Consider the following 15,247-nt stretch of genomic DNA (forward strand, 5'->3'; position numbering starts at 1 on the left):
TTTGGGGGCTGAAAGAAAAAATAAGCTTATTTTCTTTTATAAGCAATCGCATCAATCTGCACATGAAGTCCATCCGGTCCGCCCCGATGGGCAAACTCAGTGCTTATCGTCTTTCTGGCCGGATACCTTTCTTTGAATCTTTCCTTAAAGACTCTCTCCATGACCGGGATATTCCACGGATCACGCATCATTACGTTTACCTGTACTACCGCGTCCAGGGTCAGTCCAATGGTCTCCAGGCGTTTGTTCATATCATCCAATGCGCCGTTGACTTGTGCTTCTATCGATCCGCCAATATTACCGACGCAAAAGGTCAGAAAGACAAAATCACCGGCTTCCACGATCCCCGAAAAGGCAAACTCCTCGTTTATCAGGCTTCTTTTAATCGTATCCATAATAAAGCTCCTTTCAAATGCTTTCACATCATCAAGGATAACAGGTCAATGACGACACCTGGCTGTCGTCTATTTTCAAGAATCATAATTTTTCAGGATTTTGTTTGCGGTATCAAGCAATTTTTTCTTTAATTGATCCGGCTCAAGCACAACCACCTGATCGCCGAACCCCATAATTACAGAAAACCATAGACGTTCTTTCTCCGGCAGGTACATCTCATAAATAAAACCACCATCCTCAAGCTCCTCGGCTATACTGCCGTTTAAATACTCCAACACTTGCTGTCTGACAGCGGGTTTACAATATAACTTTATCTTTAAATACCGCCGGATATCTCCACCTGTGCATTCCTCCAGAATGCGGGCGGTGTCCAGGTGCCTGCACGAAAAGGGCCTGTTTTTATGTTCCGCCCGGGTAATCCTCGCCAGTTTGAAGAGACGATAGTCCTTTTTCTTTTGACAATAGGCAAGAAGATACCACGAATACCATTTATATGTGAGCAACAGCGGTTCAACATCCCTTGCAGATACGCGGCTGTCCGCGTCGGAATAATCGATCTGAACAATAGTTTCTGTCCATATGGCTTTTTCCAGCAGGGAAAATGTCCTTTCCAGGTTATCCCCTTCCCGCAAGACGCCAAAATCCAGCGCCACACTCTGTCTCAATGATGAAACGGTAGAGAGCACCTTTTCAAGAGTCGAGTCGGCTTTTCCCTTTATGTATGCGGAACAAAAACCTTTCAGAGCAATAATGATGTTTTGGTAGTCTTCTTTGCTATATATTTGCTTATCCAGAGAAAAAGTTTCCGCAATACTGTACCCGCCAGCGGATCCATGGTATGTTACGATGGGAATTCCCGCCAGACAAAGCGTCTCAATGTCCCGCTGGATGGTTCGTTTAGAAACCTCAAAACGGTCAGCCAGTGTTTTGGCATTGACTATTTTATGGTTAAGCAGACATGTTGTTATCCCAAGTAATCTATCTATCCTCATCGTCTATTTCTCCAATATGAAAAGCAATAATCACAATCCTGTATTCGTGCCTGCCTATCTGTCTCAATTATAGTCTTTAATTTGGGAAAAAAGAAATTATCCTTTTGTGCGGATTTATCACCAGCCTTTGGAAAGAATTTACCGTCTATTTGCTCTCATCTTGATAGAAAATTTAAATACTATATTACTTTTTTCAACCTTTTGCCACGAACATCGTTCATCATTTCCATCATTGCCGTCATCAGCACAGTCAATATCATTAAGTAAAACGGGTATAGGCTGATATCGATTTTTTCAGCCAAAAACCCAAAAAACGGAGCCATGAATGTCGTTCCTACATATGCACATGCCATTTGCACCCCCATGATTGACTGTGATCTTTCTGCACCAAAATTGTCGGGAGTCTCATGCAATAAACTTGGATAAATGGGCGCGCATCCTAATCCCACAAGGACCAGCCCGCTAAGCATGGATATATTTCCAAGCGGAAGCAGCATAGACACAATACCCATCCCGGCGATCATCTGTCCGATACGGATCATATTTTTATCCCCGAGTTTCTCCGTGATGAAACCGCTCAAAAATCTTCCGGCAGTTATCCCAAGGTAAAACAAAGATGCCCATTTTGCCGCTGTTTCTGAATTGATCCCCTTATATAAGACCATATAACTGCTTGCCCAAAGACCTGCAGTCGATTCCAGAGCACAGTACAGAAAAAAAGCTGTGAAAATTGCCTTTGCACCAGGAAGTCTCAAGATTTCCCGCAAACTAAGGCTTTTTGTTCTTTCTGCTTTTGCTTCTCCTTCTTTTTTCTTTGTTTTCCATAAAGGCAAAGAAAATGCCAGGCAAATCGCTAAAATGATTTGCATCATGCCTATGACCTGATATCCTGAGTTCCATTTTAAACCACTGGTTAAGCATAAACCCATGATATATGGACCGGCTGTCGCACCGATTCCCCAAAAGCAATGCAACCAGTTCATATGGCGCGATTTATAGTGCAGGGCCACAAAATTGTTTAATGCCGCATCGACACTCCCCGCTCCCAAGCCATAAGGAATTCCCCACAGGCACAGCTGCCAAAAAGACTGTGCGCATGAAAATCCGAACAAGGCCGCAGCGGTCATTGCAACACTTGCCACAGTCACAGCGGCAGTACCATATTTACGGATGAATTTATCGCTAAAAAGGCTGGAGAGGATCGTCCCTCCAGCAATAATCATGCTGATGATCCCAGCGTAGGATACGGATACGTTTAACTCTCCGTACATGGCCGGCCACGCGGAACCCAGTATAGAGTCCGGCAGTCCCAAGCTGATAAATGCTAAATAAATAACAGCCAATAATAAAGACGTCATATTTCCTCCGGATTATGCTTCTGCTCAGTCTTTTCAATAACAGAATATGCCTATGCAAGTTCGCCATGGATGGCACCGGAACCTTGAACCTCGATTGAAGTTCTTTTCGATCGGTTAAAAAAGATGCCCTGCATATCTGACCATACGGCATCTTTTTGGAACCGTTCTTTACTTACTGTATCTTACAGGACAAAACTTAATTTTGTGATTCACTCCACCTCAATGCCAGAATCGTTTCCTCAATCAGCTGGTCAAGCTCCCATCCGAGCATTTCTGCCCCTCGCTCTATAACTTCCCGGGAGCATCCGGCAGCAAAATTGGCATTCTTGTATTTTTTCTTGACTGATTTCAATTCTAAATCCATCACACTTTTAGATGGGCGCATGATGGCGACCGCACCGATGAGTCCCGTAAGCTCATCAACAGCATAAAGCACCTTTTCCATTTGATGCTGTGGTTCGATATCTACCGTCAGCGCATACCCGTGGCTGGCAACGGCGCGGATCAAACGTTCATCAAGCCCGCGGTCCCTCATGATTTCCTGCTCTTTAATGCAATGCTGCTCCGGGTATATTTCGAAATCAAGATCGTGCAAAAGCCCGACAATTGCCCAGAAGTCGGCCTCTTTATCGTAACCCAGCTTATTTGCAAAATAACGCATGACATCTTCTACGATCTGAGCATGTTTCAAATGAAATTCCTCTTTGTTATATTCGGTCAGCAATGTCCACGCTTCTTCTCTTGTAATATTCTTTACCATTGATATCTCCTCGATTCGTTAGTTTTACTGAGCATGCATCTGAATTATCCAAAAATATTATTGACCTTGAGTTATTACTGAACAAGCAAGCCAGCCCATAATTAAGACATATGGGATAACTAAAATCCATGCAAGAATATGATTTTTTAATTTAACAGCTATTGCCGAGCCGATAAATAATAGCGGAAGGCCATACATAAAATACCTAAACTTTGGAGTGGAACCCAAATACCATGACATTGGAATCGCTAATAATGCCCCAAAAACAATTAAGCCAATCCTCTTTGAATATATCCCATAGCTCACAAAGACAATTGCCCCAATAATTCCAGGCCAACCTATTAGCAATATTTCTAATCCATGAAGCAAGGCCATGCTAACTCCCTCTCTTAACATAATCTACTTCTTGGTAAGATGTATTCGGAGAATTTGAATTCTTATTCCTCTATTCATGACAAGTTGCTTACTCTTTGTCCTTTTATCTTATCATTTTTCTCATGATGAGTGGACCTTATTTTCAGGGAACAAACCAAGTGTGAAAACCTGCCCCTAAGAAAGGACAGGTTATGAACATAACTATATTCTCAAATACCGGGAAATATTATCCCTTAGTATTTGATCGCATAACGTTTTGACGCAGATAAGCAATAATTCCCGGCAGCAGGGAGATGAAGATAATTGCCAGGATCACAAGGGTGAAATTGTTCTTAACCGCAGGTATATTGCCAAAGAAGTATCCTCCTGTTACAAATATCAAAACCCAGACGACGCCCCCTACAATGTTATAACTGAAGAACTTCCAATAGCTCATCCTCCCCATACCTGCGACAAACGGGGCAAAGGTACGTATGATCGGGATAAACCTGGCGATGATAATTGTTTTTCCTCCATGTCTTTCATAAAACGCGTGGGTTTTTTCAAGATATTCCTTTTTAAAAAATCGACTGTCTTTGATACCAAATGCCTTTAAGCCAATGAATTTTCCTATATGATAGTTGAGCGTATCCCCTCCTACCGCGGCCACGACCAAAAGAATCGTTACAAGCTGGATATCCAAAGCCCCCGTGGCTCCTAAAGCACCGATTACAAATAGAAGCGAATCCCCGGGTAAAAAGGGGGTGACAACCAGACCCGTTTCACAGAATATAATCAGAAAAAGTATCATATAGGTCCACATTCCATAGATTTGAATAAATTCCGCCAAATGCTTGTCGATATGCAGGATAAAGTCGATGATCCAGGCAATTAACTCCATTAGAACTCCTTCACAAAGTATTTTTCCGCGATTATATTTCAGCGTATAGCTTACGGCACAATCATCACCGGGCAATGAGTCTCGTGCAGCACATGGGTAGCGACACTTCCCAAAATCGCCCGTTTAACAGGCCCCAATCCCCGATAGCCCATGACAATGAAATCAACGGAACTCTTTTTAGCTTCCTCCAGGATCTCCTTCCCGGGGTCGCCGATTCTGACGACTGTGCGAACTGGAGTAGCCTGCTCATTGGTGATTTCAAGCGTGTGATCCAATACCTCTTTGCTTAATTTTTCCTGATAGGAATGAATTTCTTCCGGCGAAAAAAACCGCTTTACATTCGGGGTATTAAAACCGGGTTGAACATTTAACACAATGACCTCCGCTTCTTTTCCATGAGCCAGAGATATCCCAAAACGAACCGCCTTGTCAGAACCCGCCGATCCATCAACCGGTATTAATATTTTCGTCATGCTCATACTCTCCTTTTTTATTTTAATTTCAGGTTGTCCCATTTATATTACACGGTTTAAAAACCCTTGCCAAACTGAACCTTTGAACGGCCAAAATCAGGATGGATCAGCTAGTTGCTTGCTCTTTTTTTTGTTTCATGATTCTGCCGGTGAACAGAACTCCTGCAATGAGAACAATACTCAAGCCCCATTTCAGGACGAGATTATCCGCGAAAAAGCCTTTCAGGAACGCTTCGCCGGTAATCATTTTGGAAGCGGTCCAGGCTAATACGCCGGCCCCAATGTAGATGATGACGGGGTAACGCTCCACCCATTTGAGAATAATTGTACTTCCCCAAACGACGATGGGGACACTGATCAGCAGCCCAAGAACAACCAGAACGAAATTCCCATGGGCTGCCCCCGCGACCGCCAGGACATTATCCAGTCCCATCACGGCATCGGCAATAATAATGGTTTTAATTGCACTCCAAAAGCTTCCCCCGGACTTCATTTCACCGTGCTGTTTTTCTTCAACCAGCAGCTTGAAAGCAATCCAAATTAGCAGTATGCCCCCTATCAATAACAAACCGGGAATTTTCAACAACCAGACAACGACAAGGGTCATCAAAGTACGAACAGCAATTGCGCCGAAGGTTCCCCAAAAGATAACCTTCTTTTGTTTCTCCAAGGGTACGTTTCGTGCTGCCAAGCCAATAACAATAGCGTTGTCACCCGCCAGCACCAAGTCTGTAATGACAATAGCCAATAACGCCGACCAAAATTCCGGGGGGAAAAAATCCATTCGCAGGCACTCCTTTTTTGTTCATGTAAACTTTAGTCGTAATGCGCCAAAACCCCTTCAAACATACGACAAAAACCTTGAGCTATATAAAAAGACCCTTAACACAATTCGTTCAAGCCTGAATCGTGTTAAAGGTCTTGCTTCCTATTTGGATTATAAAGCCAGGCAGTTTCAATGCCGGTTGTTGACTTTATAGCTTAGAGCTACTCCCCTTTAATAGCATTAGAATACGATATCGCAGGACGTTAGTCAAGACAAAACTTTTCCCTATGAGAGATTCTCTGTGATAAATCCGCGTTCATCTTGAACTCAGATAAGAACCTTGCTTGATTATCGCTCATTAAAAGCAATATACCGGATAATTTATTGAAATTCTATCAATCCTTATAAAGAAGGTGCTGTAATAACATTTGAATCTACTGTAATTTCCGTAAACGCAGTCACTTTGCCTGTAGCGTCCACTTCATAAATATCGATATATTTCTTGCTCGTTGCATCTACTCCCGTAATGTCACCGCCTGAGGTATAGGCCTTTCCTCCGGCTTTTACTCCGATTCCCGGCAGTTTGCCCGGCTTGCTCACTACCTGTATTTTAAACGTATCCCCGGCATTGTTCGGTGTAAGCGTCAGTTTGACGCTTTTTGCCTTGCTTCCCGGTGCCTGTACCGGCGTCGCCGACAAAACCGGCGCCGCTATATTGCTTGCTGCTATCGTCAATTCTTTGAACGCGACAACCTTTCCGCTTCCATCTACTTCGTAAACGTCAAGGTATTTATTGGTCGTCTCATCAATCCCGCTTATGTCCTCCCCTGAGGTATAGGCAACCGCTCCTCCGGGAACTGTCTCTCCTACAAGCGGCAAGCTCCCCAGAGCAGCATTACTGATCACATACCGGAAAGTATCCCCTTTCACCAGCGGTGTCAGGGTTACCTTTGTCGTACCTGCCACGCTCCCGGGCGCCAGTGTTGAAGTTTTGAGGTCAGGCGCCGTAATACTTTCGGCAGTTACTGTAATTTCCGTAAACGCAGTCACTTTGCCTGTTGCATCCACTTCATAAATATCGATATATTTCTTGCTCGTTGTATCTACTCCCGTAATGTCACCGCCTGAGGTATAGGCCTTTCCTCCGGCTTTTACTCCGATTCCCGGCAGTTTGCCCGGCTTGCTCACTACCTGTATTTTAAACGTATCCCCGGCATTGTTCGGTGTAAGCGTCAGTTTGACGCTTTTTGCCTTGCTTCCCGGTGCCTGTACCGGCGTCGCCGACAGAACCGGCGCCGCTATATTGCTTGCCGCTATCGTCAATTCTTTGAACGCAACAACCTTTCCGCTTCCATCTACTTCGTAAACGTCAAGGTATTTATTGGTCGTCTCATCAATCCCGCTTATGTCCTCCCCTGAGGTATAGGCAACCGCTCCTCCGGGAACTGTCTCTCCTACAAGCGGCAAGCTCCCCAGAGCGGTATTACTGATCACATACCGGAAAGTATCCCCTTTCACCAGCGGTGTCAGGGTTACCTTTGTCGTACCTGCCACGCTCCCGGGCGCCAGTGTTGAAGTTGCTGCTTCCGCTACTTTTCCTCCCATGCTGATATTAATCAGAATAATTAAAAGACTTATCACGATACTCTTTTTCAGCCATGGTTTGACGATATATCGAACTGAATTCATATTTTTACTTCTCCTTCATGCAATAGCACCTTTTAATTAGTACCTTTATCTAGAATATCGTCATTTTTTTATCTTAACTTTATGTTTTTCGTATAATTTTTCCCAATTTTTATATCTTTATAGAAAAAGAGCATAATCGTCAGTCAGTTCTACACGGACTTTTATTCGGTGTTTCTTTTGTTTCTTTTGCCCTTAATGCTTTGAAAACAGCATCATTTCCGTTTGGATGAGTAAAACCGAAAATATTAAACGATTGTCCTTTTAAGTGATGATAATTAGCTTGACATATAAAGCCGGAGGCCGTCATGGTGTCTAATATAGTCTGCTCCGGCGTATAATGACCTGATATTCTCATAAAAATGCTTGCCCTTTCATTCCAATCAATAATTGCTATCCTGCCATTTGTTTTTAAGCATGAACGCAGCTCTGAAAAGTAAGCCACGGGGTTTTGCAGATGGTGAAACACATCACGTAGAAATACAAGATCATATTGATACTGATGCAGTTGATTTCTGTCCTGAATGTTTATCGTTCGTATATTTCCTATCCCAAGCTTTGCCTTTTCAAGCTGAATATACCCCAACAGCGAACTATCGGTATCGGCGGCGATTACAAGACCATTGAAGCCCGTCCGTTTTTCGCCGGACTGCCAGCCCCATAGCGGACTTTCACCGCCCAGTTACGCGCAATGCGTGGCGCACGCCAAAAAATCGGAGCAAAAATGTTCATTTTTCGCCCCGATTTTCGCTCAACCCAGGTGTTTCGCCACCGGCAGTCTATCGGAAAAAATGCCGGTCGTGGGCAGACTAGCCCCTGAAATTTTTCCTCTCCCAAATGAGCTCACCGCTGTAGGCATTCGACTGAGCGGCCCACCACTCGGAAGACCATCCAAAGATCAAGGACTATTAAGAGAACAAAAGAAACAAGAACGTCTGGATGCTGGAATTCGAAATGCTGTTGAAGGAAAATTCGGAGAAGGAAAGCGGTTTTATGGGCTCGGACGTATCATGGCACGTCTTAAGGGAACCAGTGAAACTGTTATCGCCATGCAACTATTGGTGATGAACCTGGAGCGCAGGCTCCGGATTCTTATACTCAATTTTATTGAAGGATATTTCAGACTGATCAGGTTAGCTTATTGAAAAAGCAGAGATCTGTTCAGCAATCTCTAGTTACATTAGATCAAACATACGTTCTGTCTAACAATATAAAAGCAGAGGTATCTCGTTAAAATCGATTAAATAAAAAATAATTCCCCCGAATTCGAGCGAATTAAAAGATGTCTGTTTATTCTATGCTCCTAGTCCATGCGTTTTCCTTCAACACGTTGGCTAAACCCCCCTAAAGCACCGTCATATACATTATGTGTCTAGGCCTTCACAATATTAGCCAGCATATTTTTTTAATATGATTCTCATAACACCTGCGATTGTTGCAGAATTTAGGTATGGATGACCATAATGAAAGGTTGTTTTCTTTATCTCTTCTTGAAATAACCTTTTAAATCTTTCTTCATCATCTATTTTTTGTTCTTTCAATTCCTCTTCAAAAGACCTACCATATATAATCTGATATTCTTTAATTCCCTGTAACATCCAAAACGCATCATAAAAAGACGTTCCGTACGCACGAATCCAGTCCCACATTATTTCTGGATCAGTAACATTAGGATTTTCTAAATGGCATCTATGGCAGAGCAACACTAGATTCGAAGGCGTGTCTTCTCCCCCCAAAGAATCCGGTATAATATGACATCTTTCAAGTGGTGCTTCATATCCACATCTCCAACATCTCTCATGGGCTTCTGCCGCATCAACGCTTAAACCACATTCATCTACTCTAGAAAACCAATAATCAACAATCTCTTGATTATTAGTTTTAATGCTCCTTCTCATATACTCTCCCCCTGAATAAAATATCTACAACTTTTATTGTCGCCTCGATTTTATTAACCCATTCAATTAACCCTCGATAATTCATCATAAAGCATTGAATTTTCTGTACTTTATCCTTATGTCATCTTTTTTTATCTACTCAAGGGTCTTGCCACTTACGATTAATAAGATATGCCTAACCTCTTTTATTTACAAGGCTTTAATGCCTCTCAAGCAGACAGACCGTTTCTGTATGCCTTGAACTGTCAAAAAAGATGCCACTTTAACCTAGTACAACATTCTTAAATTAGTTGCGCAAATCAGATTTGAATTTCATCCATTTTATATTTCCAATGGTAAACGACAGGAACCTCATTAACTTCATCCATATATCGGTAGATTCTATCGATGAGTTCTTCCTTAGATTTTACCCTGATGCCCTTCAGGCATACCCTTGCTAACTTCCCGAAGAAGCTTTCTATTAGGTTTAGCCATGATCCGTGTTTTGGGGTGAATACAAATTCAAACCTTCCTGATCTGCTAGCCAAATATTTCATGGTTTCTTTCGAAGTATGCGCACTATGATTGTCCTGTTGAAATAACTCCAAAGGCTAAAAAAAACTTGTACACTGATTCTTAAAAAAAAGAATTTGATTCCAAATGGCAGCTATAGGAGAAAAGCAAAAAGCCTTGAGTTTGTACTAATCTATGTACCTCAAGGCTTTTATCTTTTCATTCGCTGGTTTGTTTAACGGCGGCAACGTCAAGTCTTGCTCTAATATTCTGAAGCAATCTTTCAAATTCCATTACATACTTTTCTTGGATATTATGGCAAATTTCGATTGCCGATTGTTCGCTATAAATATGAGTTGTTGAATTCCTGTCCATGAGCATGGTAAGCCAAAGTTCATCGTCTTTTATCAGCCCTGCTGAAAATGCTTCACGCAATACTGTCTTAGGAGAATTCAGGCCCGTCAGGCCCTCATGCTCAAAGACTGTCTTCAAGGTTTTCCACGCAAGCTCAAAGGTGAACTCAAAACGTTGTATGATGCCATCTCTTAACAGGTCATTCGCTTCATCATACTTGGTAATCCCCTCTTTGAGTCTGACAAGTGCACGGAGGAAATTATCAGTTTTAGTGTATGGCTCGCTCATACAGAGATATCCCTTCTCTCTTAATATTTTCCAATAATTTAGGGTCTGTATGTTCGTTGATAAACGTGATATCTATTTTCAGGAGCGTATTAAGGTCTTCCAGGTCACTGGTCAAATAGCCTTTGCTGTTAAACTCCGGTAAGAGAAAAATTGCCAGGTCAATATCACTTGCAGGCTTATAATCCCCTTTTGCTCGTGAGCCAAAAAGAACAATTTTCTCTACTGCATACTTCTGACCAATTTCTTGGATACTCTGAACCAGCTCAGTATTTAAACTTGAAGCCATACATTGTCCACCTCTTGACAAATTTTTAATTGACCAAGACTCAATGGCTATTAAGAAAGCACCTCAAAACTTTAAAGTGCTTTCCTGAACTGCATATGTATTAAACGATGTTATCTCTTCAAAGAATCTAGAAAACGGATTATCACAAAAAGCTTAACCTCTTAAAGTGGTAAAGTAACCGATTATTCAGCTACCCCTTCCCTATACTGGTGGGTTTACATGGTGGAGGCGAGGGGAATTGCACCCCTGTATCGAAAGGCAACTACAACAACTTCTACGTGCGTAGCTCTCATTTTTGTTCTCGCTTCCTCGGACTCCTGAAAGCACGATTCCTCGGATGCCAGTCTGGTTAATCTCCTCTGTCAGCCTCAGACGGTGGCCGATTCGAGCAGCCTGCTCATATGACACCCTGACCCTTCACCGCAGGCACAGAAGGCAGGATGTAGCAGCACTTAGGCTGCTAAAGCGTAATCGTTTTTGCCAGTTATTAACTGATTCCGTCCTTTTTAACGAGGATCTGACGGGAATCTCGGCACGCGGCTATTGCCATTGCTCCCCCGAGCGATTCTAATAACGCCCCCTTATTGGTTGGCTTATTAAGTATATCATATGTGCGGGATATTGCCAGTGTTATTTTAAATCATTTTAAATAAGTTTAACTTGATTTCTTTCTTTTTTATCTTTTGCCCTGATAATAGTATAATTTTTTATTCATAATCACTGATTCTTATTGTATAGGTAAGCTTAATGTAAAATTACGGATTCTTTTTGGATAAATCAAATAGTTAATGAGATAAATAGATAAATTAATGAAAATGATTATCCTGATCTTTCACTTTAATGGCTTATAATAAAAATCTGATTTATAAGAAGAATTTACTTTTTCAATATTTCTTTAAATCCCTTTTCAATCCTCAGCCCTAGCTTCCTGAAGATGCTGCTGTCGTCGCTGTGCAGGTTGCTCCGAGCATAATGGCGGTCTGGGCGGAAATCAATGCTTCAATGGTTACAAACGATACGGCTTGCAGAACTTCATTATTCCTTTTCATGTTTTCCAGGTATTGTGAGGAAACCAAAGCTGCTGCAGTCAAAAAGATAGTTTCCCTGCCCAGCCAGCGAAATCTTCTGTCTTCAGAAAGATAGTCCGCCAGTTCTAATGTTCGGTCGGCAGCTTCTGTACTCTTTTCCGCAAGCAGAGTAATCAGCCCCAAAGAACTATAATAGGCAGAATAAATATGCTGGCCACTCTTTTTGAAAAATGTGAATAGCTCATGACATCTCCGGGCCTTAACCACATCATCCTCCACACTAAAATCCAAAATATGGGAAAGAAATTGCAGACCGTTGCTTTTGCTAAATCCGGCTTCTTGTAGTTTATGATAAATATTTTCTATGTTTGTCATAATAGCGGAAATTTCTTCTTTTGAACCCGCCAATAAAACCGCCAGAGGATAATCATCCCCCGAGGTAAGCCAAGGATGGTTTTTTCGCATTTCGCTGAATATCTTATACGCCTTTGAGATCCTTTGATTAACCTCGTTCTGTGAACAGGAAAGGAGCAGGGTGTATGCTGTCACAGGCCGGTAGGTATAGCTGCGGAAGCCCTGTTCTTTGAGTTTTTCTTCGTATTCAAGCAATAAATTGAATCTTTGTTCGGGGTCCGGAAAATTAAGATCCAGTAAAACTGAAAAAAGAACAGATTTTTGTCTATAGCAGGAAAAAACACTGGTATTATCCTTAATATACTCATTGATGATTCCTATCCGCTCAGCGGAGTATTCTCTTCCTTTCATGACATGAAAAAGAGCAATGAGATTGTTCATATTGCTGGAATTTTTCCATCGAAAGTCCCGGCTCGCTTCATTATAAATTTCTTGCAGCTTATCTGCCTTAACTCGGAGCTGTTTGTCCATACACTATAGCCTCCCTGTCAAAAATGCGGACTATCCCCAACATTGATTCCAGTTTTAATACTGCCCCTTGTTTCTCTCGCGTAAAGTGCGCTCTATCTCACGCTTGGCATCTTTGTCAGCCATATCATCGCGTTTATCATAATTCTTTTTGCCTTTACAAAGCCCTAGTTCTATTTTAGCCAAACCATGGCTTAAATATATCTTGATTGGCACAAGTGTCATTCCCTGTTGCTGAACCTTTGCCGAAAGTTTGATGATCTCCCGCTTGTTTAACAGGAGTTTGCGTTTTCGGAGCGGGTCATGATTGAACCGGTTTCCTTTTTCATACGGGCTTATATGCGTGTTTAATAGCCATACTTCTCTGTTTTTAATTTCGGCATAGCTGTCTTTGAGATTTACGCGTCCTCCCCGGATGGATTTGATCTCCGTACCTGTTAATATCACACCTGCTTCATAGGTTTCTTCAATGAAGTAATCATGTCTGGCTTTGCGATTTTCTGCTATGACCTTAATTCCGCCTGCCATAAACCCACCTCCGGTCCGTCTGATTTCCCCTGTCTTTTTCTTTTGATTCATGAATTTTCCTCATTCGTGGATCATCCTATTTCGTGGAATATCAAGCATCCTGAAATGCCAGGCTTTTTAAATGATCGCCACTTTATTATGATATTTTTAGGCTGATATTATTTTGATCCTTCTGTTTTCATGAATGCTTTAATCCATATCTTTTGCTATTGCTTCAATCCATATTTCTCAAAAAAAGAATCAATTTTCATCCCCAGCTCTTCTCTTGCCGTGCTTAAGACGATATAGTGATCTTCCTGCTGCCAGTAGATGACTTCTTTCTTCGCCTTCGTGATGCTTTTTTCAATGATGCGGCCGCTGCGGGGATTAACGGTTTTATCTTCCAAACCCTGTATGATTAATGAAGGGCATTTCACCTGGGCCAAGCTTTTTTGCACAGGCGTAATCGCCTTAGTGAGAGAGACCAAACACTTTATCGGCACTTGGGTATAAGAAAAGTGGGGAATTCCTTCTTTATTGATATGAATTTCATTTTCTTTATTCGGTTTATCCAGGTATTGTATTTTTGGCAGAAGCCGTTCCACAGAATACAATTCTCTTTCCCCATATATGATTGGGGCGTTTATTGAGGCTACTCCCTCAATTTCACCTGATGCTGCCAAACTGAGTGCAATAAGCCCTCCCATGGAATGACCGATCGCGAGAACCTTAGAACATCTTCGGCGCAGGGCAACCACTGCTTCCTGGGCGCTTAGCCTCCAGTCCTCCCATTTTGTCATGCTCAACTCCTGGGGTGTGGCGCCATGTCCGGCCAGCAGGGGCGCATGGACAGTATAGCCTTTGCCTGCCAAATATTCGCCAAGCGGACGCATATCTATAGGGCAGGCCGTAAATCCATGGATCAGAACCACCCCGGCCCTGCCTTCTCCCAAAATAAACGGCTGGATCAACTCTTCTTTCGTTAGCATTTCATCACTTCCATCGTTACAATTCTATTCTACCTTGTAAAGAAAGGCACCCACCATAAATAAAAATATGCTTAATAAAATGTCTTCGTTTATTTTTAAACTGAGTTTTATCCATTCTATCATTTTCCAGTTCATTACTATATCATTGAATTAATTTTATATGGTTTTAAAAAACCTTTTTTTCAATCGTTCATGGGGGGTGTTTTTTTTGAAGCAAAAGAATTCTGACCGTCTTCAAACATTTTATAAGTGGTGGCTGCCTGTATACAAAATTTTAAATATCAGAATGCGCTCAAACTACCGGGCTGCGCTGCCTGCAATCCTGGAACGGATGGCTATCAGCAAAGAGACAACCGTCCTTGATGTCGGCACCGGAACCGGTGCCTTGGCCGGGTTATTGTCGGAGTATACTCCCAATATCACGGGTATTGATTTTTCCATTGATATGCTGAATCAGGCAAAAATAACTTACGGACAGAAGATTGACTTTATTCATATGCCAGCACATGAAATCGCCAAATTTGGACCTGAGTCTTTTGATCTGGTTACATCCGCATTCTGTCTCCATGATATGAATAATGAATACCGGTTAACTGTTTTGCAAGAGATGCAGCGGGTTGCGGCAGAAAAGGTTGTCATTCTTGATTTCCCCAAAACTTTTAACCCCGTAATCCGCTTGATTGAGCTGTTGGAGGGCAGTTTTTACCATGATTTTGTTCAACAGATTGATGATCAATTAAACTCTGTCTTCTCCATGGTTGAGGAAATCCTTTTTTCTAATGAATTGATCATCTACATTTGTGATCCTTAAAGAGCTTTATCTAAGAATAAGATAAA

At 42.1% G+C, this 15,247-nt stretch carries 17 protein-coding genes, 1 other RNA gene and 2 pseudogenes; 2 read left to right on the plus strand and 18 right to left on the minus strand.

Annotated features, from left to right (window positions below):
• Positions 1–26: 26 nt before the first annotated feature.
• From SGLY_RS15970 to SGLY_RS16015, 10 genes are all read right to left on the minus strand, one after another.
• Positions 27–395, minus strand: coding sequence for a RidA family protein (locus SGLY_RS15970; RefSeq protein WP_013626182.1), 369 nt, complete (start codon positions 393–395; stop codon positions 27–29).
• 75 nt (positions 396–470) lie between these two features.
• Positions 471–1,388: a helix-turn-helix transcriptional regulator gene (locus tag SGLY_RS15975; RefSeq protein WP_013626183.1), complete on the minus strand. Its 918-nt coding sequence runs from the start codon at positions 1,386–1,388 to the stop codon at positions 471–473.
• A gap of 179 nt (positions 1,389–1,567) precedes the next feature.
• Positions 1,568–2,746, minus strand: a complete 1,179-nt coding sequence (locus tag SGLY_RS15980) for an MFS transporter (RefSeq protein ID WP_013626184.1) — start codon at positions 2,744–2,746, stop codon at positions 1,568–1,570.
• 196 nt (positions 2,747–2,942) lie between these two features.
• Positions 2,943–3,506 (minus strand): hydrolase, encoded by a 564-nt coding sequence (locus tag SGLY_RS15985; protein WP_013626185.1) that lies wholly within the window; start codon positions 3,504–3,506, stop codon positions 2,943–2,945.
• A gap of 57 nt (positions 3,507–3,563) precedes the next feature.
• Entirely contained in the window at positions 3,564–3,881 is a 318-nt protein-coding gene (locus SGLY_RS15990; protein WP_013626186.1) for a hypothetical protein, read from the minus strand.
• Between the two features lie 226 nt (positions 3,882–4,107).
• Complete coding sequence (locus SGLY_RS15995; protein WP_013626187.1) at positions 4,108–4,761, minus strand: DedA family protein; 654 nt, start codon at positions 4,759–4,761, stop codon at positions 4,108–4,110.
• 50 nt (positions 4,762–4,811) lie between these two features.
• The gene (locus SGLY_RS16000) at positions 4,812–5,234 is read right to left on the minus strand and encodes a universal stress protein (RefSeq protein ID WP_013626188.1); all 423 of its coding nucleotides are present in this window, start codon (positions 5,232–5,234) and stop codon (positions 4,812–4,814) included.
• A 106-nt stretch (positions 5,235–5,340) separates the two neighbouring features.
• Entirely contained in the window at positions 5,341–6,018 is a 678-nt protein-coding gene (locus SGLY_RS16005) for a TerC family protein (protein ID WP_013626189.1), read from the minus strand.
• Positions 6,019–6,402: 384 nt separating this feature from the next.
• Entirely contained in the window at positions 6,403–7,689 is a 1,287-nt protein-coding gene (locus SGLY_RS16010) for a hypothetical protein (protein WP_013626190.1), read from the minus strand.
• Between the two features lie 139 nt (positions 7,690–7,828).
• A complete protein-coding gene (locus SGLY_RS16015; protein ID WP_083811254.1) occupies positions 7,829–8,368 on the minus strand; it encodes a methyltransferase in 540 nt (179 codons plus the stop codon).
• A 172-nt stretch (positions 8,369–8,540) separates the two neighbouring features.
• On the opposite strand from SGLY_RS16015, the pseudogene SGLY_RS16020 reads away from it, so the two are divergent.
• Positions 8,541–8,831 (plus strand): annotated as a pseudogene (locus SGLY_RS16020) (transposase); the annotation flags it as partial.
• 243 nt (positions 8,832–9,074) lie between these two features.
• Here SGLY_RS16020 and SGLY_RS16025 read toward each other — a convergent pair.
• From SGLY_RS16025 to SGLY_RS16055, 8 genes and pseudogenes are all read right to left on the minus strand, one after another.
• Positions 9,075–9,584, minus strand: coding sequence for an HNH endonuclease (locus tag SGLY_RS16025; RefSeq protein WP_013626191.1), 510 nt, complete (start codon positions 9,582–9,584; stop codon positions 9,075–9,077).
• A 299-nt stretch (positions 9,585–9,883) separates the two neighbouring features.
• Positions 9,884–10,153, minus strand: a pseudogene (locus SGLY_RS16030) (transposase); the annotation flags it as partial.
• Between the two features lie 142 nt (positions 10,154–10,295).
• A complete protein-coding gene (locus tag SGLY_RS16035) occupies positions 10,296–10,718 on the minus strand; it encodes a nucleotidyltransferase substrate binding protein (protein ID WP_013626192.1) in 423 nt (140 codons plus the stop codon).
• Positions 10,699–11,004 carry a nucleotidyltransferase domain-containing protein gene (locus SGLY_RS16040; RefSeq protein ID WP_013626193.1) on the minus strand — a complete coding sequence of 102 codons (306 nt, stop codon included), beginning with the start codon at positions 11,002–11,004 and terminating at the stop codon, positions 10,699–10,701. The genes SGLY_RS16035 and SGLY_RS16040 overlap by 20 nt, the downstream gene beginning before the upstream one ends.
• Before the next feature lie 220 nt (positions 11,005–11,224).
• Positions 11,225–11,585: a transfer-messenger RNA gene (ssrA, locus tag SGLY_RS17695) on the minus strand.
• Between the two features lie 339 nt (positions 11,586–11,924).
• On the minus strand, positions 11,925–12,917 hold the full coding sequence (locus tag SGLY_RS16045) for a DUF4003 domain-containing protein (RefSeq protein WP_013626194.1): 993 nt from the start codon (positions 12,915–12,917) through the stop codon (positions 11,925–11,927).
• Positions 12,918–12,971: 54 nt separating this feature from the next.
• Positions 12,972–13,442, minus strand: coding sequence for an SsrA-binding protein SmpB (gene smpB, locus SGLY_RS16050; protein WP_013626195.1), 471 nt, complete (start codon positions 13,440–13,442; stop codon positions 12,972–12,974).
• Between the two features lie 206 nt (positions 13,443–13,648).
• Positions 13,649–14,410 (minus strand): alpha/beta hydrolase, encoded by a 762-nt coding sequence (locus SGLY_RS16055; RefSeq protein ID WP_013626196.1) that lies wholly within the window; start codon positions 14,408–14,410, stop codon positions 13,649–13,651.
• A 208-nt stretch (positions 14,411–14,618) separates the two neighbouring features.
• On the opposite strand from SGLY_RS16055, the gene SGLY_RS16060 reads away from it, so the two are divergent.
• Positions 14,619–15,221 (plus strand): class I SAM-dependent methyltransferase, encoded by a 603-nt coding sequence (locus SGLY_RS16060; protein ID WP_013626197.1) that lies wholly within the window; start codon positions 14,619–14,621, stop codon positions 15,219–15,221.
• Positions 15,222–15,247: the final 26 nt, after the last annotated feature.

Source organism: Syntrophobotulus glycolicus DSM 8271 (assembly GCF_000190635.1).
Lineage (GTDB): Bacteria > Bacillota > Desulfitobacteriia > Desulfitobacteriales > Syntrophobotulaceae > Syntrophobotulus > Syntrophobotulus glycolicus.

Bases quoted from the DNA above. Each gene is read 5' to 3' on its own strand.
- SGLY_RS15995 (WP_013626187.1), bottom strand. From the start codon at position 4,761: ATGGAGTTAATTGCCTGGATCATCGACTTTATCCTGCATATCGACAAG.
- SGLY_RS15970 (WP_013626182.1), bottom strand. From the start codon at position 395: ATGGATACGATTAAAAGAAGCCTGATAAACGAGGAGTTTGCCTTTTCG.
- SGLY_RS15980 (WP_013626184.1), bottom strand. From the start codon at position 2,746: ATGACGTCTTTATTATTGGCTGTTATTTATTTAGCATTTATCAGCTTG.
- SGLY_RS16025 (WP_013626191.1), bottom strand. From the start codon at position 9,584: ATGAGAAGGAGCATTAAAACTAATAATCAAGAGATTGTTGATTATTGG.
- SGLY_RS16010 (WP_013626190.1), bottom strand. From the start codon at position 7,689: ATGAATTCAGTTCGATATATCGTCAAACCATGGCTGAAAAAGAGTATC.
- SGLY_RS16000 (WP_013626188.1), bottom strand. From the start codon at position 5,234: ATGACGAAAATATTAATACCGGTTGATGGATCGGCGGGTTCTGACAAG.
- SGLY_RS15990 (WP_013626186.1), bottom strand. From the start codon at position 3,881: ATGGCCTTGCTTCATGGATTAGAAATATTGCTAATAGGTTGGCCTGGA.
- SGLY_RS15985 (WP_013626185.1), bottom strand. From the start codon at position 3,506: ATGGTAAAGAATATTACAAGAGAAGAAGCGTGGACATTGCTGACCGAA.
- SGLY_RS16005 (WP_013626189.1), bottom strand. From the start codon at position 6,018: ATGGATTTTTTCCCCCCGGAATTTTGGTCGGCGTTATTGGCTATTGTC.
- smpB (WP_013626195.1), bottom strand. From the start codon at position 13,442: ATGGCAGGCGGAATTAAGGTCATAGCAGAAAATCGCAAAGCCAGACAT.
- SGLY_RS16040 (WP_013626193.1), bottom strand. From the start codon at position 11,004: ATGGCTTCAAGTTTAAATACTGAGCTGGTTCAGAGTATCCAAGAAATT.
- SGLY_RS16055 (WP_013626196.1), bottom strand. From the start codon at position 14,410: ATGCTAACGAAAGAAGAGTTGATCCAGCCGTTTATTTTGGGAGAAGGC.
- SGLY_RS16035 (WP_013626192.1), bottom strand. From the start codon at position 10,718: ATGAGCGAGCCATACACTAAAACTGATAATTTCCTCCGTGCACTTGTC.
- SGLY_RS15975 (WP_013626183.1), bottom strand. From the start codon at position 1,388: ATGAGGATAGATAGATTACTTGGGATAACAACATGTCTGCTTAACCAT.
- SGLY_RS16045 (WP_013626194.1), bottom strand. From the start codon at position 12,917: ATGGACAAACAGCTCCGAGTTAAGGCAGATAAGCTGCAAGAAATTTAT.